Consider the following 23,893-nt stretch of genomic DNA (forward strand, 5'->3'; position numbering starts at 1 on the left):
ATGGCCACGGAGCCGGTCTTCATCGGGCGCCCCACGGACGCCGAGCTCTCCGACCAGCTCCTCTCGACCGCCTGGCGGCCGTGGAGAAGGCTCGGGAAAATCGGTTTCCTCGTCGCCATCATCGGCACGTTGTTTCTGTTCACCGGGATCACGCTCACCGTGATGTACGGCATCGGGATGTGGGGAAACAACATCCCGGTCGCCTGGGGGTTCGGCATCATCAACTTCGTCTGGTGGGTCGGTATTGGCCACGCGGGCACGTTCATCTCGGCCGTGCTCCTGCTCTTCGAGCAGAAATGGCGTACGAGCATCAACCGCTTCGCCGAGGCGATGACGCTCTTCGCCATTCTCCAGGCCGCCATGTTCCCGGTCCTCCACCTCGGGCGACCGTGGTTCGCCTACTGGATCTTCCCGTACCCATCCACCATGGGCGTCTGGCCGCAATTCAAGAGCGCGCTCCCCTGGGACGCCGCGGCCATCTCGACCTATTTCACGGTCTCGCTCGTCTTCTGGTACACGGGCCTCATCCCGGACCTCGCGGCCATGCGTGATCGCGCGCCGACCCGGGCGAAGCGATTCATTTACGGCATCTTCGCGCTCGGGTTCACCGGCGCGTCGAGCTCCTACCGCCATTATCGCGTCGTCTATGGCCTGCTCGCGGGTCTCTCGACCCCGCTCGTGCTCTCCGTGCACTCGATCGTGAGCTCGGACTTCGCTATCACGCTCGTGCCCGGCTGGCACTCCACCATCTTCCCGCCGTTCTTCGTCGCCGGCGCGATCTTTTCGGGGTTCGCCATGGTGCTCACCCTGGTGATCCCGGTGCGCAGCCTGTTCCGGCTGGAGAACGTCATCACGAAGAGGCACCTCGACAACCTCGCCAAGATGGTCCTCGTGACGAGCTGGGTCGTCACGTATTCGTACATCCTCGAATTCTTCATGGCGTGGTACAGCGGCGACGAATACGAGATCTACCAGTTCTTCGAGGCGCGCCCCTTCGGGCCCTGGGCCTGGATCTTCTGGATGATGATGATCTGCAATTCGGTCATCCCGCAGGTCTTCTGGTCGAAGAAGGCGCGGAATAGCCTCGCCGTGCTCTGGACCGTCTCGCTCCTCGTCAACGTCGGCATGTGGGCCGAGCGCTTCGTGATCATCGTCATGGGCCTGCAGCGCGATTACCTGCCCTCGGCCTGGGACGTGTTCGTTCCGACATACGTCGATTGGATGATCTACCTCGGCACGATGGGATTCTTCCTGCTGCTCTTCCTGCTCTTCTTGCGGTTCGTCCCGTTCGTTTCGCTCGCCGAGGTGAAAGAGCTCAAGCACGAGCTCTCGCACGAGGAGGAACATTAAAATGCGGAGGACGCAGCAAAGCGGGATCGTCGGCGCGTTCGACACGCCCGAGCAGATCATCCGGGCGGCCCACGAGCTCCGCAAATCCGGGTACCGCAGGCTCGAAGGGTACACGCCGTACCCCCTCCTCGAGCTCGAACGGGCCATCGGCCGCGGGCGCTCTCGCATCGGATTCGTGGTGTTCCCGTTCGCCATCGCGGCGGCCGCGGTCGCCTACCTCGTGCAATGGTGGACGGACGGTGTCGATTACCCCCTGAATGCCGGCGGCAGGCCCGCCCACGCGCCGCCCGCGTTCGTCCCGGCCACGTTCGAGATGGCCGTGCTCTTCTCGGCGCTTTCGGCCTGTGTCATCCTCGCCCTCTGGTCCGGCCTGCCATCCCTGTGGCAGCCGATCTTCGAGGTGCCGGGCTTCGATCGCGCCAGCATCGACAAGTTTTTCCTGGCCGTCTCCGACCTCGATCCCGCCTTCGATCGCGAGGCGACCGCGCGCAAGCTCAGGGAGCTCGGCGCGAGCCGCGTCGAGCCGCTCGGGGCGCATCCGGCGACCGACGCCGAGCTCGACGAACGGCTCGAGCGAATGGAGGGAGAGGAGTCGTGAAGACCATCGCCGCCCTTCCGCTCGTCCTCGCCGTGTGCCCGCTCCTCGCGAGCTGCAACAGTTCGGGCACCGAGCGTGATTTCGAGCGCATGGTGAACCAGGCGCATTTCGAGTATTACGAGGAGGCACCGTTCTTCGACGATCGCCGCGTCATGCGCGAGCCTCCCGAGGGCACCGTCCCGCGCGAGCGGTTTCTCGGCCCGCCCGAGGTGATCAGCGGAATGGTAGACGGGAAGTTCGTCGAGGCCATTCCCATCCCACTCTCGCGGCCCATGCTGGATCACGGCCGGGAGCGCTACGAGGTCTTCTGCGCGGCCTGCCACGGCGTGGGCGGCGATGGCGTGAGTGTCGTCGCGGACAACATGGAGCTGCGCAAGCCTCCGAGCTTTGTCGAGGCGCCTGTCCTCGATTACCCCGTGGGGCGCGTCTACCAGGCCATTGCCCAGGGCTACGGGCTCATGCCCACCTATGGACAGGAGCTTGGCGTCGAGGAGCGCTGGTCCGTCGTCGCCTACGTGCGCGCGCTCCAGCTTCGTACGAAAGGCGTCGCCGTCGGCGTCTTGCCCGAGCCCGTCCGCGTGCGGATGCAGGAGGAGCTTCGATGAACACGGAACCCAGCATTTTCACCGGAGGAGGTCGGCTCATCCTCGGAGGCTTCCTCGCGTTCGTCGTCGGCGCGATCGCGCTCGTCGTGGGCGGCGTCGCCCACGGCCGGGACGCATTCTACGCCTACCTCTCGGCCTATGCGTGGCTCGTCTCCCTGCTCGTCGGCGGACTCATCTTCCTGATGATCGTCCACGCGATGGACGCGAAATGGCCCGTCGCTCTCCGCCGCGTCATCGAGGGCGTCACGGGCGTCCTGCCGCTCGCCGTGATCGGATTCATTCCGATCGCCGTCGGCATCACCACGATTTATCCCTGGACGTCGCCGTCCACGATCCACGAACACGAAGTCCAGCATCTCGTCGAGCACAAGCTGCCGTACCTGAACACGTCCTCGTTCTTCGTCCGCGCGTTCCTGTATTTCGGCGTTTGGCTCGGCATCTCGTATTTCCTCCGCCGCTGGTCGCTGCGCGGGGATTGGGCCCCGGCGGCCACGGACAAACCGCGGTTCCGCGCCCTCTCGGCGCTCGGGCTGCCTCCGGTCGCGCTCGCGTTCACGTTCGCGGGCGTCGATTGGCTCATGTCCCTCACTCCTGCCTGGTATTCGACCATGTTCGGGGTGTACTGGTTCGCCGGCGGTTTCCTGGGCGCGCTCGCGCTCCTCGTGCTCGCGACCTATGGCCTGCAGCGCGCGGGCATGCTCACCCGGGTGGGCAGCTCCCATTATTACGCGCTCGGCCGGCTCCTGCTCGCGTTCACGATCTTCTGGGCGTACATCGCGTACTTCCAGTTCTTCTTGATCTGGATCACGAACAAGCCCCACGAGGCGTCGTTTTATGCGCCCCGCATGAGGGAGTTCGCCCCGCTCAGCATCCTCGTCGCGGCCGGCCGTTTCGTCATTCCGTTCTTCGCGCTGCTCCCGTATCGGGTCAAGCAGCAGCCGAGCACGCTCGCGCCGATCGCGCTCTGGATCCTCTTCATGCACTGGGTCGACATGGAATGGCTCGTCATGCCCTCCGTGCGCGCCGAGGGGCCCATCGTGCACTGGCTCGACGTCGCCGCGCTCGTCTGCGTCGGCGGGGCCGCGCTCGCGTTCGGCACGTTCCGCCTGCGTGGTCGCCCGATTGTCCCGAAAAACGACACCTCGCTCGAGGCCGCATTCCGGTACGGGAGCCTTTGACCATGAGCCATCCCGAGCACGAAAAGCGTCACGGAATCGTCAGGCAGGAGGAGGACGTCCTCCCGCCGCGCCTGATCATGTACGCTGTCCTGGGTTCCATTGCGTTCGCCCTCGTGCTCACGGGGGTCTCCTACGTGCTTCAACGGTACCGCGAGGCCGAGCTCCGGCCCTCGGGGGTCTATCCCGAGGAGCACCTCGGCCCCATCAAGGAGCGCTCGAACGTCCACGAGGAGCTGTTTTCGAACCTCGGGCGAGGGCAGATCGTCCACCTCACGAAACGTCAATCGATCGAGCGATTCGAATGGGTGGGCGAGGATCGCAGCAAGGTGCAAGTCCCGATTGACGTGGCCATGGACCTCGTCGTGAGCGGCGCGGGTCGGTAGCGGCATCGAAGGAGCGCCGCGCCCTCTGGGGGCGTGGGCGTTAGGGGGAGCTCTTGGTGAGACGATTCGGCTGGGCCATGGCCCTCTCCATGATGCTCGCGGGCGCGCCGGTCGCCGCCGCGGAGGAGACGCGCGCGCTCCCCATGGCGGCAAGGCAGGCGGACGTCGACGAGCGCCTCGGCGGCTACGTTCCGCGCGATATCGTCCTGCGCGGCGAGCGCGGGGAAGAGGTGAAGACGGGCGAGCTCCTCGCGGGCGATGTCCCCGTGCTCCTCGTGCTCGCTTATTACCGCTGCCCGATGCTCTGCCCGCTTTTGCTCACGGGCGTTTCGAAGGGCCTCGCGGAGGCGGGGTATACGCCCGGCGAGGATTATCGGCTCGTCACGGTCAGCATCGATCCGGAGGATACGCCGACCGATGCCGCGAAGCGCAGGGATGCGCTCGCCGAGAAGCTCGGCGCGAAGCCGGAAAGCCTGCGGTTCCTCGTGGGGACGGCCGAGGCGTCGCGCGCCGTGGCGGACGCCGTGGGCTTCCGTTATGGCTATGATTCCTCGACCGAGCAATATGCGCACCCGGCGGTCGTCACGGTGCTCGCGCCGGGCGGGCGCATCTCGCGGTACCTCTACGGGCTCGAGCCCTCCGCGTGGGATTTGCGGCTCGCCCTCGTCGAGGCTGCGGCGGGCAAGGTCGGCACGATCGTCGATCGCGTGCTCGTCACCTGTTATCGCTACGACCCGGCGACGCGAAGGTACGGGCCGTACATCACCGGGTTTCTCCGCATTGGATCGCTCCTGATTCTGTGCACGGTCGGAACGACCCTGGGCATGTTGTGGCGCCGGGATCGGCGCCGGGGACGAGGGGGTGAACCCCGATGAACGAGCTGCTCCGTACGATCCTGTTTTTGCCGCGGCAGGCGTCCACCATTGCCGAGGAGATCGACAAGCTCCATTATTTCGTCATCATCATGACGATGGGGGGCGCCTTGCTGGTGACCCTCATCGGCGGGTGGTTCTTGTTCCGCTATCGCCGCACGGCCGTCCAGAAGCACCCGTCGCGCCGCGTGCCCGAGGCGACGCCGGCCATCTGGCTCGAAGCCGTGGTCGTGGTCGGCCTCTTCGGCATGTTCATCGTGTGGTGGGTGATCGGATTCTGGCAATTCATGACCATCCGCGTCCCGCCGGAGAACGCGCTCGAGATCTACGTCACGGGCAAACAATGGATGTGGAAATTCGCGTATCCAGAGGGCGCGAACTCCATCTCGACGCTGTACGTCCCCGCCGGGCGGCCCGTGAAGCTGATCCTCACCTCCCGTGACGTCATTCACAGCTTCTTCGTGCCGGATTTCCGGCTGAAGCAGGACGTGCTCCCGGGGCGACTCACCACGCTCTGGTTCGAGGCGAAGGAGCCGGGCCGGTACGACATCCTGTGCACGGAGTATTGCGGCGTCAGCCACTCGACCATGCGCGGCGAGGTCATCGCGCTCCCGCCCGAGGAATACGAGCGCTGGCTGCAAGGCAAATCGCCGGAGCCGGCCGTGGCGGGCCCGGTCGACCTGCGCCCGTCCTCCGTCACGGAATACGCGCCGCCGGAGCCCCTGAGCATGGTTGAACAGGGAAAACGGGCCGCGGCCGAGCTCGGCTGTTTTCGCTGCCATACCATCGACGGCACGCCGCACCTCGGTCCGACCTGGGCGGGCCTCTACGGCACCACGGTCCCGCTCGAAGGCGGCGGCAGCGCGAAGGTCGACGAGGCGTATATCACCGAGTCGATGATGGATCCGTTCGTGCACGTTCACGCGGGGTATCAGCGCATCATGCCGAGTTTCCTTGGCCAGATTCGCCCGGCCCAGGCGGGCGCCATCATCGAGCTCATGAAGAGCCTGCGTGACGTGCGCCCGAAGCCAGGCGCGACGCCCTGGGGCACGGTCACCGTTCCGGAGACGCAGGAGGGGGTGCAATGAGCCAAGCGACCATCGACGCCGATGAAAGGCCGGAATCGCTCGGCGTCGGCGCGGACCATCCGGATTATCTGCGCGCGGACAGCGGCCTGCGCTCGTGGCTCCTCACGAAGGACCACAAACGCATTGCCCTGATGTTCTACGTGGGCGTGATCCTCTTTTTGGGGCTCGGCGGCGTCTTTGCCCTCGTGCTCCGCACGGAACTGCTCACGCCCGAGCAGACCTTCATCGACGCGAATACGTACAACCAGATGTTCACGCTCCATGGCATCACCATGGTCTGGTTGTTCATGATCCCGGCCATTCCGACGGTCTTCGGCAACTTCGTCCTGCCGATCATGCTCGGGGCCAAGGATCTCGCGTTCCCGCGCATCAACCTCGCGAGCTTCTACGTCTACGTCCTCAGCGCGATCATCCTGCTCGGGGCCATGCTCGCGGGCGGCGCGGACACCGGCTGGACGTTTTACGTGCCGTACAGCACGACGTCGCCGACGGCCGTCACCTGGATGGGGATCGGCATTTTCGTGAACGGCATCTCGTCGATCATGACGTCGGTCAATTTCATCGTCACGACGCACACGTTGCGCGCGAAGGGCCTGAGCTGGCACCGGATGCCACTTTTCGTGTGGGCCTCGTATGCGACGAGCATCATCATCCTGTTCGCGACGCCCGTGCTCGGGATGTCGCTCATCCTGATCGCGCTCGATCACGCGTTCGGCCTCACGCTCTTCAATCCTCGGTACGGCGGCGACCCGGTGCTCTTCCAGCACCTCTTCTGGTTCTATTCGCACCCGGCCGTGTACATCATGATCCTCCCCGCGTTCGGGGTGATCAGCGAGGTCGTCTGCTCGTTCTCGCACAACCAGCCGGCGAGCTACCGGGCCATCGCATACTCGTCGCTCGGCATCGCGTTCATCGGCTTCTTCACCTGGGGCCACCACATGTTCGTGGCGGGCCTCAGCGAGTTCGACGCGGGCGTCTTCGGCGCGCTCTCGATGTTCGTCGGGATCTTCTCGGCGATCAAGGTGTTCACCTGGGTCGCGACGCTGCGCGGGGGTGCGATCAGCTTCGCCACGCCGATGCTGTATTTCCTGTGGTTCCTCTTCCTGTTCGTCTTCGGCGGGATGACGGGCGTGGCCGTGGCGACGCAATCGCTCGACGTGCACTGGCACGACACGTATTTCGTCGTCGCCCACTTCCACTTCATCATGGTCGGCGGGACGCTGACATCGTTCCTCGCCGGGGCGCATTACTGGTTCCCCAAGATGTTCGGCAGGCTCTACGACGAGCGCGTCGGCCTCTTGACCTCGGTCGCCGTGTTCATCGGGTTCGTGTTCACGTTCTTGCCCCAGTTCCTCCTCGGTAACGGCGGCATGCCGCGGCGGTATTTCACGTATCCCGAGCGATACCAGTGGCTCAACGTGCTCTCGACGGGCGGCGCCTGGCTGCTCGGGGCGGGGCTCATCCTCGCGCTCGGTAACCTCCTCGTCGCGCTGAAATGGGGCAAGCGCGCCGGGCCGAACCCCTGGGGATCGCGCAGCTTCGAGTGGATCACCGCGTCCCCGCCGTCGAAGCACAACTTCGAGGAGACGCCCGAGATCGAGCGTTCGGCCTACGAATACACGCTCTCCGAGGAGGTGGCCCGTGAGCGCGCAAAGGCTCGTTGAGCAATTCGAGACCCTCGAAAAGCAGGACCACGCCGCGCGGCTCGCGATGTGGATGTTCCTCGGCAGCGAGACGCTGCTCTTCGGGGCCCTCTTCGCGGCCTACGCGTATTACCGCGCGATGTACCCGGCCGGGTTCGTCCAGGCGCTCCACCACAACAGCGTGGCGCTCGGGACGACGAACACGGTCGTGCTCATCACGTCGAGCTTCACGGTGGCCCTGGGCGTCCATTTCATTCGGGAAAACAAGGCCCGCCTCGCCGCCGGGCTCCTCGCCCTGTCGACCGCGTTCGGCGCCGTCTTCCTCGTGGTCAAGGGCTTCGAATACGCCCACCACATTCACGAGAACGCGCTCCCCGCCGGGATGTACTCGTTCGTGGAGCAGCCGCCGGCCGGCGTGGTCCTCGGGTACACGCTCTACTGGTTCATGACGGCCCTGCACGGCCTGCACGTGATCGCCGGCATGATCATGCTCGCCGCGGTGGCCGTGCTCTGCTTGAAGGGGAGATACGGCACCCATCGCTACGTCGCCGTCGAGAATGTCGGCCTGTATTGGCACCTCGTCGACGTCGTCTGGATTTTCCTCTGGCCCCTCTTCTACCTCACGGATTGAGAGGCGACATGATCAGCGCGCACGTCACCACACCCAAGCTCATCGGCTCGTGGATCGCCCTGCTCGTGCTGACGTTCCTGTCGTTCGGGATCTCGCGCCTCGGCCTCGGCGAAGCGGAGCTCGTCATTGCGCTCGCGATCTCGGTCGCGAAGACGTTCGTCGTGCTGTTCATCTTCATGCACCTCGTCGAGCAGCGCTTCGCGAACAGGCTGATCGTCATTCTGACGTTCCTGTTCATCGCGCTGCTCGTCGCGCTCACGGCCGCCGATCCGTTGACCCGCAAGACGTTCCCGCCGCGGCCCGATCCTGCCGCGCACCCCTATCCGTGATTCGGAGAATTCACTCCTCGGTCCGCGTCCAACGCGGCGGCTCTCCGTCCGCGGGCAAACGCGGCAGGATCTCCTGCGGGTGGAACGCCGCCTTGTAACGTAAGGACGGGCAGCCCGCGACGCGATATCCGAGATAGACGTAAGGTTTGCCCTGCCTCTGGGCGATCTCCACGAGCGCGAGCACGTTGCCCACGCCGGGCGAGCGCCAGGCATAGGCGGGATCGTAAAAACAATACACCGCGCTCCAGGCGCGCGGCGTCTCGTCGCAGATGCCGATCGCCACGAGGCGCCCGCCGGCCTCGTCGTCGTAATACGCGACCTCGCGCGCGGACGGGTGCGGGAACGCGAATTGATAGAAATAATCGCGCGAGGTCAGCTTTCCCGGCGTCCATTCCCGCGCGCGCTCCCGGTCGGCGTGCCAGGTGTGATAGAGGGCGATCCGATCCGCGTCGACGCGCGGCGGCCCGACCACGATACGAAACTCCGCGCCGCGATTGCGCGCGCGGCGCTGGCTGCGGCTCGGCTTGAACTCGCTCGCGAGGATACGCGTCGGGACGCACGCGGCGCAGGACGGGCACACGGGGCGGAAGTAATCGGGACCGAAGCGGCGGACGCCTCGCTCGAGCAGGGTGTCGAGCTCTTCGGGATCGACGTCGAGCAGGATGTGATGTTCGAGCGATGCGCGCTCGTTCGGGATGTACGAGCAGGCGCGCGGGGGTTCGACGATGTGCTGAATCAGGCGGGCCATGGACGCGATCGGGCTCGGCAGCAGTGTCGCACGGACGGATAGCGCTTCACCAGAGCCCGGTCACGCGAGGCTGTCCGGCTGCTTTATTTGGTGCATTTTTCGTCGGGCACGTCCTTGCGCCGCGACCAGCCGCGGCCGCTCGCGGAGGGCCCGGCAGGCCGGTATTTCGCGTTGATGCGGTCGTCGCCCCGCTGCACGACGATCGTCACCGGCACGTCGCTCCGCCCCGCCGAGGTCAAGCCTTCGACGAGCTCGTCGCCCTCGCGCAAGCCCGCCTTCGCCGCAGGTCCGTCCGGACGAACCCCCACGAGTACGGGCGGGATTTTCGCGCGCGTCGCGGCCTCGTCGAAGCCGAGGTCGTACCGCTCGTAGCGCCGCGTTTCCCTGCGGAAACAAGGGCCGAGCGCGTTGTCGGGCAGATCGAGCTTGCCCCCGCGCTCGATCGCCTCGGCGAAGACCTCGACCTCGGCCGGGCTGATCTCGGCCGTGAGGGCAGAGGTCCACGCCGAGACGGGCAGCGGGCCGCGTCGCTCCTTGGCCTTCGCGTAGAGCGCGCGCAGGACCTCCTGGAGGCTCTTCTGGCCGCCGCTCTTCGCTCGGATCGCAGCGTCGACATGCAGCGCGTAAAGCGCCCCGCGCGCGACGAGCAGCGGCACGACGCCGGGCTCGCGGAAGCTCTTCGCGAGCGCCGCGTTCCCCTCTTTGCTGCGTGGCGACGTCGCGATCACGGACTCGAGCCCGTTCACCTCGTCGGCCACTTCGAGCGGCGTCACGAGGCCGAACCGAAAGAGCATGTCCCGCGCGAGGTGTCGCACGACGCCTTCGGCGAACCACGCGCCCTCGGCTTGACGCGCCGGATCTTCGGGCCCGATCCAGAGCCGCTCGCCGACCCACGCGCGGAGCATCTCCACCGAGGTCGCGATGCGCAGCGGCCCCGACCAGGGTTCGCCCACGGCGACGTGCAAGAGCACGCTGCGCGTGCGTCGCGCCGCGACGAACCTGCCGACGGGGCCGGGCTCGGGCACGATGAGGAACGTTTGCGGGATCGGGCTGCGCTCGCCGAAGAGCTCACCTGCGGCGGTGCGGAACGCGGCGGTGTCCGCGGAGACGGGGCGCGGATCGAAGGCGGTGTAGCCGAACCACGCGGCCTCGTCGTGCCCTTCGAGCGTGTCGAAGACAGCCGTGCCCATGCGGCCCGTGACCATCACCGCGCCGCGCAGCTCGTCCGCGGTCGTGTTCACCTCGCGCGACGCGCCGATGCCGAAGCTCGTCGCCGCGCCGCTCACGGAGGCGCCGCTCTCCAGCGTACCGTAGGGGCTCAAATCGATTTCGAGCTTCACGGCGAGGCGCAGATCGCGCGCGGCGTCGGGCAGGAGGAGCGCGTCGCCGGTGACCTCGAGGCGGTCGGGATCCGAGAGCAGGAAAGGCAGTTTTCCCGGCGTCACGCGCGACTCGACGGTGTACACGAGGCGAAGCTCGCCCTCGGGGGCGCGCGCGAGCTCGATCGCGACGTGATCCGGGTGCGGAGCCGGGCGCGCGTCGATCGTCCCGCGCGCGTCGCGCGCCTCCTTCATTCGAAAGGCCTTCGGATCGGGCGTGCGTATCGAGAACGTGCGGCCGGGGAACGCGCCGGCGCCGCGGAACGCGAGCGTCACGTCGATCGCGGCCGCCGCGGGGACGGGACGGATCGTGACGTCGAGGCCGGGTCCTTCGCGCGTCGGAGAAGCCGCGGGAGACGCGGGGACGGGTTTGGCGCCGGAGGTTTTCACGCGCTCGTTCGTGGGCTCGGGGCAGCGGGAAGGCGCGTTCGGGGGAGGCGTCGTGCAAGCGGCGGCGGCGAGGGCGAGCGCGAGGACGAACGAGCGAGAGCGCATACGGGAAAGCGAGAATACGGGTTATCCCCGGGGTTGACGAGGGCCAGCCGGGGCGGCGCATGGCCTGGGCTTTTGCCCGGCGTGGAGCTGTGCGATAGTCGTCTCGCGCATGGCCCAGACGAAAACGGACGTACTCCCCCTCGGCGCGGCTGTCGTGATGCTCCTCCTGCCGCAGCGGCCGCCGCTCTTGCTCGTGGATCGGATCGAGGGGTATTCACGCGCGCCCCGCCCCACGCTGCATGCGTCGCGCGCGGTGAGCGTGAACGAGCCGTTTTTCTCGGCCGAGCTCCCGACGCCGCCCATGCTGCCGCGGGCGCTCGCGCTCGAGGGCATCGTGCAGGCGGCGAACATGCTGCAGATCTTCGTGGCCGTGCAGCGCGAGCTCGAAGCAATCGGCCGGAACGCATCCGAGCTCGTGTCGGCGCTGCGCAACGCGGACGTCGGATACCGCCTCGAAACCGGCTTCACGCCGGGCCTCGGCGAGGACATCCTGGCCGCGATCACGATGGCGGGCCCCATGCGCACGGGCGCGATCGGCGCGAGCCAGCTCCGCTTCTTGCGCAACGTCTTTCCGGGCGACGTGCTGAGCTACGAGATCCGGCTCATCCGCGAGGGCGCGGACGTGCAGCATTTCGAGGCCGATGTCGAGGTGCGCGGGCAGACGGTGGCGCAGGGGATGCTTTCGTTATCGAAGGTCGAGGGGATCCTGCGGTGACGAGGGCGACGCGTCGGGCGTGATCGCCGGGGTCTCGATCGCGTACGCGCACTGATCGTTCAGCGATTGCTCCCACGCGGAGAGGTACGCGCCCTCCGTGTACGTGCGGCACTGCTGTCCCTCCGGATCGGCGTAGCTCTGCGTGACCTCGCCGAAGCGCGACTCGCAGCAGGATTCGAATGCCGCGCCGCAAAGCGACGGCGGCTTGCGGGGCAGGTAGTCGGTCACGCCCAGGCCATCCAGGGCGATGGAGAGATGGCAATAGAGCTCAGCGCCGATCTCGCCGACGATCTTCCCCTCGCTGCAACAATAGGCGCTGCACCGGCCCCAGACGCCATGCAGCGCCTCGTAAATGCCCTGGACCGTCCCGGCGTATTCGCAGATCGCGCGGGGGTTGTTCCGTAGCCCGCGCGGCGATCGGCGCGCTTTCCTCATCATGCGTTCCGCGACGCGGTCGAGGCGCTCGCAGACATGGGCGTGCTCGACCTCCTCCCGCGCGATGGCGCGCCCGGGGCCGCGGCCCGCCTCGAAGCCCGCCTTCTCCGCGGAGCCCCGGCATTTCCGAGGGACGAAGGGGGGCTCCGCCCAGGCCTCCGGCGCGTGTCCGAGGCCAACGATCGACGATGCGAGCATGGCTGCAAGGATCTTCATGGGAGGTTTTTCCGTAGTTCGAGGAGGATCGCCGGACGTGGGCGAAGCCCGGGGTGGCTATTCGCCGGTGCAGGCCAGCGAGCGGAACCTGTCCGGTGGATTCGTGCTCATCAGTTCGCCGCAGGTATTTCGCGCCGACTGGTCGAACTGGCGGCGACACTGCATCCGGGCGGCCGCGCCGCAGACGCGGCGGGGACCCGAGGAGAACTGCTCCACCGGAATCGAGAGGCCCCCGAGCGCGCAGTACGTATGGGCCGCATAATCGCCCACGGCCCAGTCCTGCTGCAGGACGCAGGTGCGGCAGGAGCTGTCGATCGCCGCGATCGCGTCGTAGTAGCCGTCGTGCATGCCGCTCATGCGGCAGGCGACCATCATGCTCGTGGTCGGGACCGCTGCCTCCGCGAAGGTGCTACGCACGATTTCGCGGAAATCCCGGAGCTTGCTGCAGCGATTGATCCGGCTCCAGGCGCGCTGCAGGAGGCTCTGGCCGTTCTGGTACCCGACCTCGTACATGCGCTGCAACGTGTCGGTGTCGCAGGCCGGGGGCGGCGCCGCAAAGGCAGGACGCGCGCCCGTCGCGACCAGAGAAAGCATTGCGACACCGAAAAACATACCGAATTGTCCGCGCTTCTTCATTTCGTCCTCCCCTCACAGACACAGAACCTCGACAAGGGGCTCGCCCTGCAATCTCGGCGCCGTCCCAGGCTGCGCGAGACCCTCGCGCAGCCTGGGCTTCCGTGCTCCGGGCGTGCCTTTCGCTTCCCGTTCCGCTACTCCGCGGGCGTGTAAAGCGCGATGTTCATCCGGCTCCAGAGCTCCGCCAGCCGGATCTCCGGGCTATCCGCGGGCGCGAGGGCCCCGATGCTGATCGGAGGCGGCGCGTAGCAGGCGTTGTTCATCTCGGTCCTGTACGAAGCCTCGAACATCCCTCGCGTGTACGGGCCGCAGCCCGGGTAGCTCTGAGCAGTGGCGAAGAACGTCGTCTCGCACGTGAGCCTCATGTTGATCCCGCAGATCCCGAGGGGCCCTTGAATGAATTGAGGCGCGGGGGCGATGCCGCCGAGAGCGATGGAAATCAAGCAATAAAGTCTCGCCATGACGTCGCCGATCTGCTCGCCGGTCTGGATACACTGGTTCGTGCACGTGTTGTCGATATCCAGGAGCTTCTGGAAGATGCCGTCGCCGGTTCCGCCGATGCGGCAGGCGGCGAGCCTCCCCGAGCCCGGGGCCACACTGAGCAGATCCAGTGCATCCTCGATCAGGTTGTAGAAGGACTCGAGCGCGAAGCAATCGTTCACCTGCGCCCAGGCCCGCGCCGTGAGGCTACGGCCATTGGCGACCCCCACGTCGTACATCGTCGCCGCAGAGCCCGAGTTGCAGCCGGGAGGCCGGGCGAAGGCCGCGGCGGAGCCCAGCGTCAGGCCGATTCCCACCATTGCACCCAGCATTCCTGAACGGCACTTCATTGCACACCCCCCCTGCTCGCCCTGCGAGCGCTTCGGTCCCCCATCACGAGGCTCTACTGTTTCGCCATCCACTCCAGGGTCTTTTCGGCAGACGACGACCCAGCGACCTCTCGCATGCACTTAAGAGAGGCATCCGTCCCGGTCAACGAGCGAGCTCTCGAATGTCTCTATCGGGCCATGTGCGCGGAGACGGATGAGGGAAGGGCGTCCTCGACGCCGCGGGAAAGCGCGCGGGATTCGTTCAGGGGATTCGAGCGCGTCCGGGGGCCATGGGACGCCTCCTCGAATCGAGGCGACATCCGACGCGGCTCAAGCCACCCGCGGCCGATTCTCTCGCTCGCCCGTCCTTCCGGCGTCCGTGCGCACGAGCGGCTTCGGCCGACTCTCCGCGCAATCGACGATCTCCCAATCGATCGCCTCGCCGAACGCGCGCCCGAGCCGCTCCTCGACGACACGCCTCGACTCGGGGCTCCGGTCGATCCCGAGGAAGCGACGCCCGAGCCGCGTGGCCACGCTGAGGGTCGTCCCCGAGCCGCAGAAGGGATCGAGCACGACGTCGCCCTCGTTGCTGGCGGAGAGGACGACACGTTCGAGCAGCGCCTCGGGCTTTTGCGTCGGATAGCCGAGCCGCTCTTTGCCCTTCGCCGCGATCACGCCGATCTCCCAGACGTCGGAGAGCGGCGGCCCTTTCGTCTCCTCGTCCGAGACGCCGGGCTTTCTGTGCCCGGCGGAGAAATCCGCGCGCTGCTTTTTCGTGCCGAACGTCTTTTTCGTGGACTCCGCGAGCTCTTCGTACCCGTAGAGCGCGTGGAACGTATGCTCGTTCGAGGCCTCGCGCGTGTAGAAGAGGAGCACGTCGTGCATGCGCTGGAAGCGCCGCGCGCGGGCGGGCCAGCGGCGGTAGCGCCAGATGATCTCGTTGCGGAAGCACTCCGGCCCGAAGACCGCGTCCATCAGGATCTTGAGGTAATGGCTCGCGGTGGGGTCGCAATGCAAAAAGACGCTGCCCGTGGCCCGGAGGACGCGGCGCATCTCGACGAGACGAGGCGCCATCATGGCGAGGTAGGCCATCATGTCGCACGGGCCGAGGAAGCCGTGGAGGCCCGCGAGCGCGCGCCCGACGGGCTCGCCCTGGGCGACGAGGGCCGCGAGCGCGCGCGCGGCGGCATCGCCCCAGGACCACGTATCGTCGAACGCGACCGCGCCAGGTTCGTCCGCCGCGACACCTGTGTAGAGGTGGTACGTCCTTCCGCTTTGAAACGGGGGATCCAGGTAGACCAGATCAACCGACGCGTCCGGGACGTGCTCCCGCAGGACGTCGAGGTTGTCGCCGATGAAATAGGCGCCGCGGCGCGCGGGCGGGAGGGGCGAGGGTTGGCTCGACATGAGGGGGCGAACGGCTCCTAGCAGGGAGCGCGGGCGCGGGCCAAGATGTCGGCAGGGACGTTCAGAAGTCGAGGCGCGCGCCCGCCTGTAGCCAGCGCGGAGCGCCGGGGCGAGCGCCATAAGGACGGCGGGAGGCGATGTAGGCGTTGTCGAGCAGGTTCCGTCCGAGCGCGTAAATCGTCAACCATTTCAGGGGACGGACGTTCACGGAGGCGTCGAGGAGGAAATAATCGTCCGTCGCCGTGCCCGGCGCGGGTTCGCCTTGCGAGGCGAGCTCCCGCATGCGGCTCGTGTACGTGCAGCCCACGTTCACGCCCCAGCGCGGCGTCTCGACGCCGATCGACGCCGCGACCTGGTGCTTCGGGACATACGGCAGCTCGTCGCCCGCCTCGACGTCGCCGAAGATGGGATCGGTGGATTGGAAGGTGTTCGTGAACTGCGCGTTCGTATAGGTCCAGCTCAATCGGCCGGGGAGCGCGAGGTTTTCCCGCAGCTTGATCTCGCTCTCGGCATACGCTTCGAAGCCGAGTACGCGCGCCTGTCCGCCGTCGGTCTGCTGGTCGAGGTTCTCCTGCACGCAGCCCGAGGAGAAGGAGCACAGGTTCGTGAGGTTCTTGTAATCGCTGTAGAAGCCGATGATCTCGGCGCGCACGCGCTTCGGCGCCCAGCGTACGCCGGCCTCGTAGTTCCAGCTCTTCTCGGGCCGGACGAGGTCGTTTTGCCCCGGCGGGATGGGGGAGAAGCCCTGATGCACGCCGAAGAGAAGTCCGAAATCGCGCGGCAATGCAAGGAAGACGCCCGCGCCGGGGAGGACGACCTGCTGGATGGTCAGGTTCTCTTCACCCGTGAGGTGATTCTCGAGCACGCTGCGGATCGATTCGAGCCGCGCGCCGGCCGTGAGGGTGAGCGGGCCCCAGGTCGCCGCGTCGGTCGCGTACATCGAGAGGGCGTGGGTGTACGCGTCGTTGTCGGCGGTCGTCTCCGTGGGGCGCCCCTCGGGGATCGGGTTGCCGCCCTCGATCAGGAAGCCGTCCTGGGTATGCTGGCGGCGGATCGAGTCGTAATGGAGGCGGACGCCATACTCGATCCGGTGGGAGATCGGGCCCGTTTTGGGGCGCCACGACACGGTGGATTGGAGGCCTTGCGAGACGAACGTCCGGTCGTTCGGCCCGATCATGAGCGTCTCGTCGTCCGTGCTCGGGGCGATGGCGCCCGTGAGGACGCCGTAGTAGAGGGCATTGCGCGGATCGGTGGGGTTCGAAAGGACGTCGGCGACCGAGGTGCCGCGGAACCCGTTCACCTTGCGCCAGGCCCGATGCAGGTCGTGGCGATAGGCGATCGTCGTGACCTCCAGGTTCGGGCGGAAGCGCGCGCGGTGCGTGAGCTGGAATTGCGTGCGGTTCCATTCCATGCGATCGAGCCGGCTCGCCCCGTAACGGCGATACGGCGTCGCCCGGAAGTCCGCATCGCTGAGGCCCAGGTACGTCTCGTTCGAGAGTTCGTTCTGGTAGCCCACCTTGAGCTCGAGCTCGTTCACCACAGAGCCCACGGGATCGAAGGTGTATCGCCCCTTCATCATGACGTCGGTCCGGGCAAACCCGGTGTCGCCGCCCCCGTCGAGCTCCTTGAACCCATTGTTCGCGACGTGCACGGCTTCGAGGAGGACGCCGTATTTGTCGTCGGCGATTCCTTGTCGCGCGTGCACCTTGCGGAACATGTACTGGCCGAACGAGACGTCGAGCATGCCGCGACGCTCGGAGGGAATGGCGGCCGTGGTCATGTCGATGGCGCCGCCGACCGTATGCGGGCCATAACTGATTGCCGAGGGGCCCTTCACCACGCGCACCGCATCCATGCGGCCGATGAGCGGGAAGTAATACGCGGCGGGCGCCGAGTAGGGCGCCGGCCCGAGGAGGACGCCGTCCTCCATGATCGTGACCTTCTTGCTTCGATCGGAGACGGCGCCACGAATGCCGATGTTCGGGCGCAAGCCGAAGCCGTCCTCCTCGCGGACGTAGACGCCGGGGACGGCGAGCAGGATCTTGTGGGGATCGTCGTACTTGAAGCGCTGGAGCTGCTTCGTCGTCACCACGTGCGCCGAGCCGCTCGTCTGCTGGAGGCGCGTGCCGACGACCGAGATTTCAATGGGGGGAGGAGGCTCGGCGTTTTTCGCATTCGGATCCTCCGCCGCAGCGTTTGGCGGCGAGCCCTCGGGCGGCGGGGCGGCTTCGGGCGGCGGCAGAGGCGGCGGTTCGCCTTGGGTCTGGGCGAGCGCCGCGGGCGAGAACGAGAGCAAAAGGAGCGCGGGGAGCGTCGTGCGTCGAATCAGGGGCGATGCCATGCCAGGGACTCGAGGTGAATGGGAGGTGCCGTGGGGACGGGCCGGATCCAGGTGGCCTTGGCGAGCCCGTCGGAGATGGACGCGAGATCGACCGTCGGATCGATGAGCAGCTCCGCCGGACGGCCATTGAGGGATACGGGCGCGTGCGCCCGGACGATCGGGCGCACGCCCTCGCGCGCCTCGAAATCAAGAGCGATCTGTTGCGCGAGCCGCAGGATGAGGTCGGGCTGCGTGGAGAAATCGCGCTCCTGCCTGCCATTGAGGTACTTGCGCGGGGGGACCTCCTGGGTGCGGCCCGTCCGCGGGTCCGTCACGAGATACGTGACGCTCCCGTTTTTCTCGCGGAGCATGACGCGCCAGGAAAACCGGATTCCCTGCTCGTGCCAGAGGACGTTGCCCCCATAGAGGTGCGTCCGGAGGGGCCAGAGGAGCTGGAAGGCGCAATAACAGGCAGCCACCGCGACGCGCGCGCCGAAGAAGCGGGGGAGGGGCGCGGCGGCGGGCGCGGGCAGGGCAGGGGCGGGCGCGGAGGCGCGGCGGCGGAAGAAACGGGCGAGGTTCCGCGGCCAGCTTGGCGAGAAAAACACGAGCGCCGCGACGACCATGATCGCCGGGAACATGCCGATCGGAAAGAGGAGTTTTGTAACCCCGTGGAAGAAGAGGACGACGGCATACGCGGCGACGCGGGTCCTCGGCGTCAGCAAAAAAGCCACGACGGTGAGGTCGAAGAGGCAACCGGCCCAGCTCATGGCGAAGGCGACCCAGCGCTCGCCGAGCAGCGGTCCGATGATCGGCAGGTACGTGCGCGACGAGAGCCAGATGTTGAGCGGCTGCGCGTGGAGGAGCCAATCGCTGTTGACCTTCGCGAGGCCCGCGAAGAAGTAGACGGCGCCGACCTGGACGCGGAGCAGATACGTGCACCACGCTGGCAAGGTCGCGCTCCTTTGCTTGGGGAAGAGCCAAGCGTCCACCGAATACGCGCGGTGGAGGGGCATGAAGGAGAGGAGGAGCGCGAGCAGGCTGACGAGGTAGTAATGGTTGAGGTAGTTCGTGACGTCGAGGAGCTGGACGTAGGTGAAGCCGAGCAGGAAGAGGACGATCGCGGCGCGATAAAGGAAGCCGACCGCCACGCACGCGCTCACCACGGCGAGCGCTACGAAGAGCGCGTGCATGCCCCGCGCGGAGAGCGGCGCGAGCCAATCGAAACCCCAGTAGGACAGGAAAAACCGGGGTTTTACGAAGAACTCGTCCACCCAGCCATACGCGAGGAAGCGGATCGCGCTCACGCAGCCGAGGACACCGAAGCAGAATCGGAACGCGGCAAGTGCCGCGGCGTCCTCGGGGCGGAGGAGGAGGGACGCGAGCCGCGCGAGGCGGCCCGGGGGGACCGCTTCGGCTCGTTCAGTCATTGTCCCCTTCCACGATCTGCGGGAGCTCGAGATCGAGCACCGTGACGAACTCGGTCTTGAGGCTGTCGGTGATTCGCTTCACGGCGTCGTGGAGCTGCTTCACGCTCTCGGGGGTTTCCGCGATGGCCTGGGCGAGATCGTCGGCCGGGATGGCATCGGCCGCGGCGATGGCGGCATTCACGTCCGCGTTCATTTTCTCGGCGAGCGCGGTCGCGCCGATCGCGACGAGCACGTCGTCGAAGCCCACGCCCTCGCCGTCCTTGCAGCCGCTCATCAGCATGCGGAAGCCGACGAGGTTGTTTCGCACGTGCGGCCGCGATCGGCGGGCGAAGCGGGATTCGACGGCCTCCGGGCAGGTCGCGTTGCTGCAATCCAGGATGCCGAGCGGACGCGCGAGCTTCAGGTCCTTCACGTGCGTCTCGACGTGGAACATCGCATCGCTCACCGCATTGAGGGCCATCTGCTCCGTCGTGTAGACCGAGCCGTTCTTGCCCGGGTCCCTGAGTTGCGCGGCGAAATCCCCATCGCCCGGACGCCAGGCGCCGAGGAGCTTGCCAGCCATTGCGGCGATGCCCGTCGAGACGGACGACGCATACGCGGCCTTTCGCGAGGCGAGCTCGTCTGCGCTCAGGGCGGCCCACGAGCCCGTGGCGTTGATGCCCGTCGCGGGGCTGCAGGCGTTGTCCGTGCCCGTGTAGAAGAGGAGGTATTCGGCGGCGGCGAGGCCACGCATGTTGATGAGCGCGGTGGTGCCGAAATCGGGCGCCTCGTACGCCTTCGAAACGATGTTTTGCTCGACGAGGCAACGGCTCACGAGCGGCCAGGAGTAAAGGGTGTCCCGCAGGCCCTGGCCGCCGGGCGTGTTCGTGGGGCCGCCGGGGCCGAACTGGAAGGGCTCGGCGCGTTGCCAGAGGTCGATGGCTTTGACCCACGCGGCCTGCGCCTCGACGCGGCCCGCGGGGTTCATCTTGGCTTCGGCGGCCTCCGTGGCGAGCTCCTCTGCGGCTTTCTGGAATGCGTCGAGGAGCTCGAGGTTGCACGTGGCAATGGCGTCGAGCAGCGTCGCGCGGGTCACGGTGTTCATTCCGCCCGTCGGATCGCCGCTGCTGCCGCCGGTCGAGGACGAGGCGGTCGTGGAGCCCGCATTCGAATCCGGCGGGGGACGGCCCGTCGAGTAAAATGCGATTCGCTCGCAGCCTGCGACGAGGCCCACGGCGAAAATACCCCCGAGGAGCGCGCGCGCGACGCTCCCGCCTTGCAACCACCTCCTGGGAGGCGGAGCGCTCACCTGCGATTCCTTTTGCATGGACATCCTCTTCCGGTTCGAAGCTTGGTCCCGAGCAGGAAGGCGGATGTTAGCACGCTTGTCGAACTTGAAAACTACTTTCAACTTCTGCCGAAACGAAGCATGCTCCTTGGACGGAGTTCGGTAGGCTCGGTTCGTTGGAGCACCAAATTTATGTAAATTGGCTCGCTTTCCAGTTCGTTGCTGCCCCAAGGATCTGTGAAACAGCTCTCTTTCGGCGGAAAGAGCGGCGATCGGGGGGCGATTTCAGGTTGACATGCTGCAGGCGGTGAATTACCCAGCTATCGTTGTTGAAAATGTCTTTCATTTTCCTTTTCAGGTCAGGGCGTGAGGTTGCTGGGCACCACGCCGGGCACGACCGAAAGGAACATAAGGAGGATCGTCGAATGAACGCGAATACGGGAGCCATCCGCCGCGCGTGGGCGCGAAACACGTACCTCGTTCCCCTCTCGGGCTGCCTGCTGCTCGGCGCGCTCGCGATCGGCTGCGGGGACGACGGCCCGACCAATACGAGTGGCTCGGGAGGCCAAGGCGCGACGGGTGGAACGGGCGGGATGGGCGGGACGGGCGGCGTCGGCGGGACGGGCGGCGTCGGTGGCGTCGGTGGCGCAGGCGGCGCGGGCGGCGCAGGCGGCGCAGGCGGCGCCGGTGGAATGGGCGGCGCGGGCGGCGGGGGCGGCTCCGAGGAGGCGAAGCCCGTGACCGTGCCCATTTCGGAGATGGGGCACGATCGGCTGTACGGCGTGGCGTTCGACGCGCAGGGCAACATCTACGCGACCGGCAACACGGCGGCGAGCACGGCCGCGGACGCAGATTTCTCGACGATCGTCGTGAAATTCTCGCCGAGCGGGGAGGTCGATACGACGTTCGGCGACAAGGGCATCGCGACGCACAACGTGGCCGTCGGGACGAACGGCGAGGTGACGCGCGGGATCGTGGTACAATCGACGGGGAAGATCGTCGTCGCCGGCACGGTGGAGCACGTGGGCGCGGCGGACGCGCGGGATCGCGATATCGCGGTGACGCGGTTCAACGCCGACGGGACGCTCGATACGAGCTTCGGGACGAACGGTGTCGCGCTGCTCGATCTGAGCGAAGGCGAGCTCGTGGGCAATACCTACGTCGCGGATACGCAGTGGGGCCTCAACGTCTATTCGGACGATCGGCTGCTCGTCGTCGGCGCGCAGAAGGCGCCCGGCCGCACGGACACCGATTTCGCCGCGGTGCGCCTGAGCGCCGACGGGGCGATCGACAATGGCTTCGGGACGAACGGCGTCGCGCTGCTCGACATCGCCCAGCAGAACGCGACCCCGAAGTCGGGCCGCATTCTCGCTGATGGCAGCGTAATTCTCGCCGGGTACAACCGGGACGCGGACAACATCGTGTCCCCCGTGATCTACAAGCTCGACGGCGCCGGTAAGCTCGACACGACGTTCGGCGTGGGCGGCGTGTTCAACCAGATCGTGCTCGCCTCGGTCGCCGAGGCCTACGACGTGGTGCCGCAAGGGTCGAACTTCGTGACCGTGGGGTACGGCTCGAATGGCGGTAACGATAACCTCGACTGGCTGTCGCTGCGCATCACGGGCGACGGCAAGCTCGATACGACGTACGGCCAGAATGGGTTCGTCCGCGTCGACCTGGCCGGCAACAACGACAACGGCCGCGCGCTGATCAGCCTCGGCGACAAGCGCTCGCTGCTCGTAGGTGGCGGGAGGCCGGCGGCCGACAACGTCGACGCGATGGTCTCCGTGCTGACCGAGAACGGGGCGGTCGACACGACGTTCGCGCCGAACGGCTGGAAGCAATACGATCTCGGCGGGTCGGCCGATATGTTCTGGGGCGTGGCGCTGTCGCCCGACCAGAAGCACGCGGCAATCGTCGGGACGAAATCCGTGGGCATGGGCCCCGGGAACGACGACGGCGTGCTGCTCCTCCTGCCCGTCGGGAACTGACGTCGCCGTCCCGTCATTGCTTGTTCGTCGTCTGGCCGAGGCCCGAGGCGATCTCGGGCAGGATCCCGAGCCTGACGTAGATCGGCCGCGCCGCGCGGCGCAGCGCGGGCAATTTCCGTAAAAAGATCGCCACGCCGACGAGCGTCACGAAGCCGCCGAGCCGCACCGTCATCGGCGCGCCGACACGCGCGCCGAGCCAGCCCGCCGAAAGGCTCCCGAAGGGGGCCATGCCGAAGAACGCCATCGTGTAAAAGCTCATCACGCGGCCACGTTTGTCCTCGTCGACGAGCGTTTGTAGCAGCGTATTGCTCGCCGCCATCTGCACCATCATGCCGCCGCCGACCACGACCATGAGCACGATGGAGACGGGCAGCCATTTCGAGAACGAGAATGCGACGAGCCCCGCGCCGAAGAGCGCGCCCGCGATGACCAGCATGCGCCCGAGGCCGAGCACGCTGCGTCGCGACGCGAGGAGAAGCGCGCCCGCGACAGCGCCGATGCCCGAGGCGCCCATGAGGAGCCCGAGGGAATGGGGGCCGCCGCCGAGGACGCGCGCGGCGAAGATGGGCATGAGCACGGTGTACGGCACGCCCGCGAGGCTCACGAGCGCGAGCAGGAGCAGAATGGCTCGAACGGGCGCGAACGAGGCCACGTAGCGGAGGCCTTCGCCGAGATCCGCGAGGATGCGGCTCCGCGCGGCCGCCGGCGCCGCGGGCCGCAAGCGCATCATGAGGAGCGACGCGAGGACGGCGAGATAGCTGATGGCGTCGATCAAAAAACAAGTTCCCTCGCCGACGGCCGCGATGAGCACGCCGGCGACGGAAGGGCCGAGCAGGCGAGCGGCATTGACCATGGAGGAGTTGAGGGCGATCGCATTCGCGAGATCCGCTCGATCCTCCACCATTTCGACGACGAACGCCTGCCTGGCTGGTGTATCGAAGGCGTTGATGATCCCCTGGAACGCCGAGAGCACGAGCACGTGCGCGACCGTGATCGTGTGGGTGAGCGAGAAGAACGCGAGCAGGGCCGATTGCACCATCGCGAGCACTTGCGTGACGACGAGCATGCGGTGGCGGCTCGAGCGGTCGACGAGCACGCCTCCGAACGGGGCGAGGAGGAACGTCGGGATCTGGCCCACGAAGCCGACGAGCCCGAGCATCAGCGCGGAGTCCGTCAGCCGATACACGAGCCAGCTCGTGGCGACGCGGGTGAGCCACGTGCCGATGAGCGAGATACCCTGCCCGAAGAAAAAAAGCCGATAATTGCGGTGCAGAAGCGCCCGGCCCATGGCCCTCAGCGTCGATTCGCCGGGCACTTTCGGGCTCACGAGGCGGATCCCTCATGTGTACAGGCGCGCATCATGCGTGG

The 23,893-nt window shown here is 67.0% G+C and carries 22 protein-coding genes; 12 read left to right on the plus strand and 10 right to left on the minus strand.

Annotated features, from left to right (window positions below; genetic code table 11):
* The 10 genes from nrfD to KEG38_RS08800 are packed head-to-tail and all read left to right on the plus strand — an operon-like array spanning window position 1 to window position 8,677.
* Window positions 1-1,350 carry an NrfD/PsrC family molybdoenzyme membrane anchor subunit gene (nrfD, locus tag KEG38_RS08755; RefSeq protein WP_272418656.1) on the plus strand — a complete coding sequence of 450 codons (1,350 nt, stop codon included), beginning with the start codon at window positions 1-3 and terminating at the stop codon, window positions 1,348-1,350.
* Window position 1,351: 1 nt separating this feature from the next.
* Window positions 1,352-1,948 (plus strand): DUF3341 domain-containing protein, encoded by a 597-nt coding sequence (locus KEG38_RS08760; RefSeq protein WP_272418657.1) that lies wholly within the window; start codon window positions 1,352-1,354, stop codon window positions 1,946-1,948.
* On the plus strand, window positions 1,945-2,553 hold the full coding sequence (locus KEG38_RS55445; RefSeq protein ID WP_272418658.1) for a c-type cytochrome: 609 nt from the start codon (window positions 1,945-1,947) through the stop codon (window positions 2,551-2,553). Before KEG38_RS08760 ends, KEG38_RS55445 begins: the two co-directional genes overlap by 4 nt.
* Window positions 2,550-3,731, plus strand: a complete 1,182-nt coding sequence (locus KEG38_RS08770; RefSeq protein WP_272418659.1) for a hypothetical protein — start codon at window positions 2,550-2,552, stop codon at window positions 3,729-3,731. Before KEG38_RS55445 ends, KEG38_RS08770 begins: the two co-directional genes overlap by 4 nt.
* Window positions 3,732-3,733: 2 nt before the next feature.
* Complete coding sequence (locus KEG38_RS08775) at window positions 3,734-4,114, plus strand: hypothetical protein (RefSeq protein ID WP_272418660.1); 381 nt, start codon at window positions 3,734-3,736, stop codon at window positions 4,112-4,114.
* A gap of 56 nt (window positions 4,115-4,170) precedes the next feature.
* Complete coding sequence (locus KEG38_RS08780; protein ID WP_272418661.1) at window positions 4,171-4,989, plus strand: SCO family protein; 819 nt, start codon at window positions 4,171-4,173, stop codon at window positions 4,987-4,989.
* On the plus strand, window positions 4,986-6,074 hold the full coding sequence (gene coxB / locus KEG38_RS08785; RefSeq protein WP_272418662.1) for a cytochrome c oxidase subunit II: 1,089 nt from the start codon (window positions 4,986-4,988) through the stop codon (window positions 6,072-6,074). Before KEG38_RS08780 ends, coxB begins: the two co-directional genes overlap by 4 nt.
* Window positions 6,071-7,738, plus strand: a complete 1,668-nt coding sequence (locus KEG38_RS08790) for a cytochrome c oxidase subunit I (RefSeq protein WP_272418663.1) — start codon at window positions 6,071-6,073, stop codon at window positions 7,736-7,738. The genes coxB and KEG38_RS08790 overlap by 4 nt, the downstream gene beginning before the upstream one ends.
* On the plus strand, window positions 7,716-8,348 hold the full coding sequence (locus tag KEG38_RS08795) for a cytochrome c oxidase subunit 3 (protein WP_272418664.1): 633 nt from the start codon (window positions 7,716-7,718) through the stop codon (window positions 8,346-8,348). Before KEG38_RS08790 ends, KEG38_RS08795 begins: the two co-directional genes overlap by 23 nt.
* 8 nt (window positions 8,349-8,356) lie before the next feature.
* The gene (locus tag KEG38_RS08800) at window positions 8,357-8,677 is read left to right on the plus strand and encodes a cytochrome C oxidase subunit IV family protein (protein WP_272418665.1); all 321 of its coding nucleotides are present in this window, start codon (window positions 8,357-8,359) and stop codon (window positions 8,675-8,677) included.
* A gap of 10 nt (window positions 8,678-8,687) precedes the next feature.
* On the opposite strand, the gene KEG38_RS08805 is transcribed toward KEG38_RS08800, so the two are convergent.
* Both KEG38_RS08805 and KEG38_RS08810 read right to left on the minus strand, forming a co-directional pair.
* Window positions 8,688-9,425, minus strand: coding sequence for an arginyltransferase (locus KEG38_RS08805; protein ID WP_272418666.1), 738 nt, complete (start codon window positions 9,423-9,425; stop codon window positions 8,688-8,690).
* 83 nt (window positions 9,426-9,508) lie between these two features.
* Window positions 9,509-11,299 (minus strand): M61 metallopeptidase family protein, encoded by a 1,791-nt coding sequence (locus tag KEG38_RS08810; RefSeq protein WP_272418667.1) that lies wholly within the window; start codon window positions 11,297-11,299, stop codon window positions 9,509-9,511.
* A 109-nt stretch (window positions 11,300-11,408) separates the two neighbouring features.
* Between KEG38_RS08810 and KEG38_RS08815 the strand changes: the two genes are divergently transcribed.
* Window positions 11,409-12,014 carry a hotdog family protein gene (locus KEG38_RS08815; protein WP_272418668.1) on the plus strand — a complete coding sequence of 202 codons (606 nt, stop codon included), beginning with the start codon at window positions 11,409-11,411 and terminating at the stop codon, window positions 12,012-12,014.
* Here KEG38_RS08815 and KEG38_RS08820 read toward each other — a convergent pair.
* The 7 genes from KEG38_RS08820 to KEG38_RS08850 form a co-directional block, all read right to left on the minus strand.
* The gene (locus KEG38_RS08820; RefSeq protein ID WP_272418670.1) at window positions 11,985-12,665 is read right to left on the minus strand and encodes a hypothetical protein; all 681 of its coding nucleotides are present in this window, start codon (window positions 12,663-12,665) and stop codon (window positions 11,985-11,987) included. The two genes, KEG38_RS08815 and KEG38_RS08820, sit on opposite strands and share 30 nt — an antisense overlap.
* A gap of 57 nt (window positions 12,666-12,722) precedes the next feature.
* Complete coding sequence (locus KEG38_RS08825) at window positions 12,723-13,301, minus strand: hypothetical protein (RefSeq protein ID WP_272418671.1); 579 nt, start codon at window positions 13,299-13,301, stop codon at window positions 12,723-12,725.
* Between the two features lie 134 nt (window positions 13,302-13,435).
* Window positions 13,436-14,101, minus strand: coding sequence for a hypothetical protein (locus KEG38_RS08830; RefSeq protein WP_272418672.1), 666 nt, complete (start codon window positions 14,099-14,101; stop codon window positions 13,436-13,438).
* A 339-nt stretch (window positions 14,102-14,440) separates the two neighbouring features.
* Complete coding sequence (locus KEG38_RS08835; RefSeq protein WP_272418673.1) at window positions 14,441-15,517, minus strand: DNA-methyltransferase; 1,077 nt, start codon at window positions 15,515-15,517, stop codon at window positions 14,441-14,443.
* A 61-nt stretch (window positions 15,518-15,578) separates the two neighbouring features.
* Window positions 15,579-17,858 (minus strand): TonB-dependent receptor family protein, encoded by a 2,280-nt coding sequence (locus KEG38_RS08840; protein WP_272418674.1) that lies wholly within the window; start codon window positions 17,856-17,858, stop codon window positions 15,579-15,581.
* Window positions 17,843-19,267, minus strand: a complete 1,425-nt coding sequence (locus KEG38_RS08845; RefSeq protein WP_272418675.1) for an HTTM domain-containing protein — start codon at window positions 19,265-19,267, stop codon at window positions 17,843-17,845. Before KEG38_RS08845 ends, KEG38_RS08840 begins: the two co-directional genes overlap by 16 nt.
* Window positions 19,260-20,573 carry an imelysin family protein gene (locus KEG38_RS08850; RefSeq protein WP_272418676.1) on the minus strand — a complete coding sequence of 438 codons (1,314 nt, stop codon included), beginning with the start codon at window positions 20,571-20,573 and terminating at the stop codon, window positions 19,260-19,262. The genes KEG38_RS08845 and KEG38_RS08850 overlap by 8 nt, the downstream gene beginning before the upstream one ends.
* Before the next feature lie 386 nt (window positions 20,574-20,959).
* On the opposite strand from KEG38_RS08850, the gene KEG38_RS08855 reads away from it, so the two are divergent.
* A complete protein-coding gene (locus KEG38_RS08855) occupies window positions 20,960-22,525 on the plus strand; it encodes a delta-60 repeat domain-containing protein (RefSeq protein WP_272418677.1) in 1,566 nt (521 codons plus the stop codon).
* Window positions 22,526-22,538: 13 nt separating this feature from the next.
* Here KEG38_RS08855 and KEG38_RS08860 read toward each other — a convergent pair whose 3' ends face one another.
* The gene (locus KEG38_RS08860; RefSeq protein WP_272418678.1) at window positions 22,539-23,852 is read right to left on the minus strand and encodes an MFS transporter; all 1,314 of its coding nucleotides are present in this window, start codon (window positions 23,850-23,852) and stop codon (window positions 22,539-22,541) included.
* Window positions 23,853-23,893: the final 41 nt, after the last annotated feature.

This window comes from Polyangium jinanense, from assembly GCF_028435265.1.
In the GTDB taxonomy this organism is placed as follows: Bacteria; Myxococcota_A; Polyangia; order Polyangiales; family Polyangiaceae; genus Polyangium; species Polyangium jinanense.

What these genes read in the sequence shown, in the direction of transcription:
- KEG38_RS08805 (WP_272418666.1), bottom strand. Translation starts at nt 9,425, where the DNA reads ATGGCCCGCCTGATTCAGCACATCGTCGAACCCCCGCGCGCCTGCTCG.
- KEG38_RS08775 (WP_272418660.1), top strand. Translation starts at nt 3,734, where the DNA reads ATGAGCCATCCCGAGCACGAAAAGCGTCACGGAATCGTCAGGCAGGAG.
- KEG38_RS08825 (WP_272418671.1), bottom strand. Translation starts at nt 13,301, where the DNA reads ATGAAGAAGCGCGGACAATTCGGTATGTTTTTCGGTGTCGCAATGCTT.
- KEG38_RS08840 (WP_272418674.1), bottom strand. Translation starts at nt 17,858, where the DNA reads ATGGCATCGCCCCTGATTCGACGCACGACGCTCCCCGCGCTCCTTTTG.
- KEG38_RS08815 (WP_272418668.1), top strand. Translation starts at nt 11,409, where the DNA reads ATGGCCCAGACGAAAACGGACGTACTCCCCCTCGGCGCGGCTGTCGTG.
- KEG38_RS08835 (WP_272418673.1), bottom strand. Translation starts at nt 15,517, where the DNA reads ATGTCGAGCCAACCCTCGCCCCTCCCGCCCGCGCGCCGCGGCGCCTAT.
- nrfD (WP_272418656.1), top strand. Translation starts at nt 1, where the DNA reads ATGGCCACGGAGCCGGTCTTCATCGGGCGCCCCACGGACGCCGAGCTC.
- KEG38_RS08800 (WP_272418665.1), top strand. Translation starts at nt 8,357, where the DNA reads ATGATCAGCGCGCACGTCACCACACCCAAGCTCATCGGCTCGTGGATC.
- KEG38_RS08845 (WP_272418675.1), bottom strand. Translation starts at nt 19,267, where the DNA reads ATGACTGAACGAGCCGAAGCGGTCCCCCCGGGCCGCCTCGCGCGGCTC.
- KEG38_RS08830 (WP_272418672.1), bottom strand. Translation starts at nt 14,101, where the DNA reads ATGGTGGGAATCGGCCTGACGCTGGGCTCCGCCGCGGCCTTCGCCCGG.
- KEG38_RS08760 (WP_272418657.1), top strand. Translation starts at nt 1,352, where the DNA reads ATGCGGAGGACGCAGCAAAGCGGGATCGTCGGCGCGTTCGACACGCCC.
- KEG38_RS08810 (WP_272418667.1), bottom strand. Translation starts at nt 11,299, where the DNA reads ATGCGCTCTCGCTCGTTCGTCCTCGCGCTCGCCCTCGCCGCCGCCGCT.
- KEG38_RS08850 (WP_272418676.1), bottom strand. Translation starts at nt 20,573, where the DNA reads ATGCAAAAGGAATCGCAGGTGAGCGCTCCGCCTCCCAGGAGGTGGTTG.
- KEG38_RS08855 (WP_272418677.1), top strand. Translation starts at nt 20,960, where the DNA reads ATGAACGCGAATACGGGAGCCATCCGCCGCGCGTGGGCGCGAAACACG.
- KEG38_RS08820 (WP_272418670.1), bottom strand. Translation starts at nt 12,665, where the DNA reads ATGAAGATCCTTGCAGCCATGCTCGCATCGTCGATCGTTGGCCTCGGA.
- KEG38_RS08790 (WP_272418663.1), top strand. Translation starts at nt 6,071, where the DNA reads ATGAGCCAAGCGACCATCGACGCCGATGAAAGGCCGGAATCGCTCGGC.
- KEG38_RS08770 (WP_272418659.1), top strand. Translation starts at nt 2,550, where the DNA reads ATGAACACGGAACCCAGCATTTTCACCGGAGGAGGTCGGCTCATCCTC.
- coxB (WP_272418662.1), top strand. Translation starts at nt 4,986, where the DNA reads ATGAACGAGCTGCTCCGTACGATCCTGTTTTTGCCGCGGCAGGCGTCC.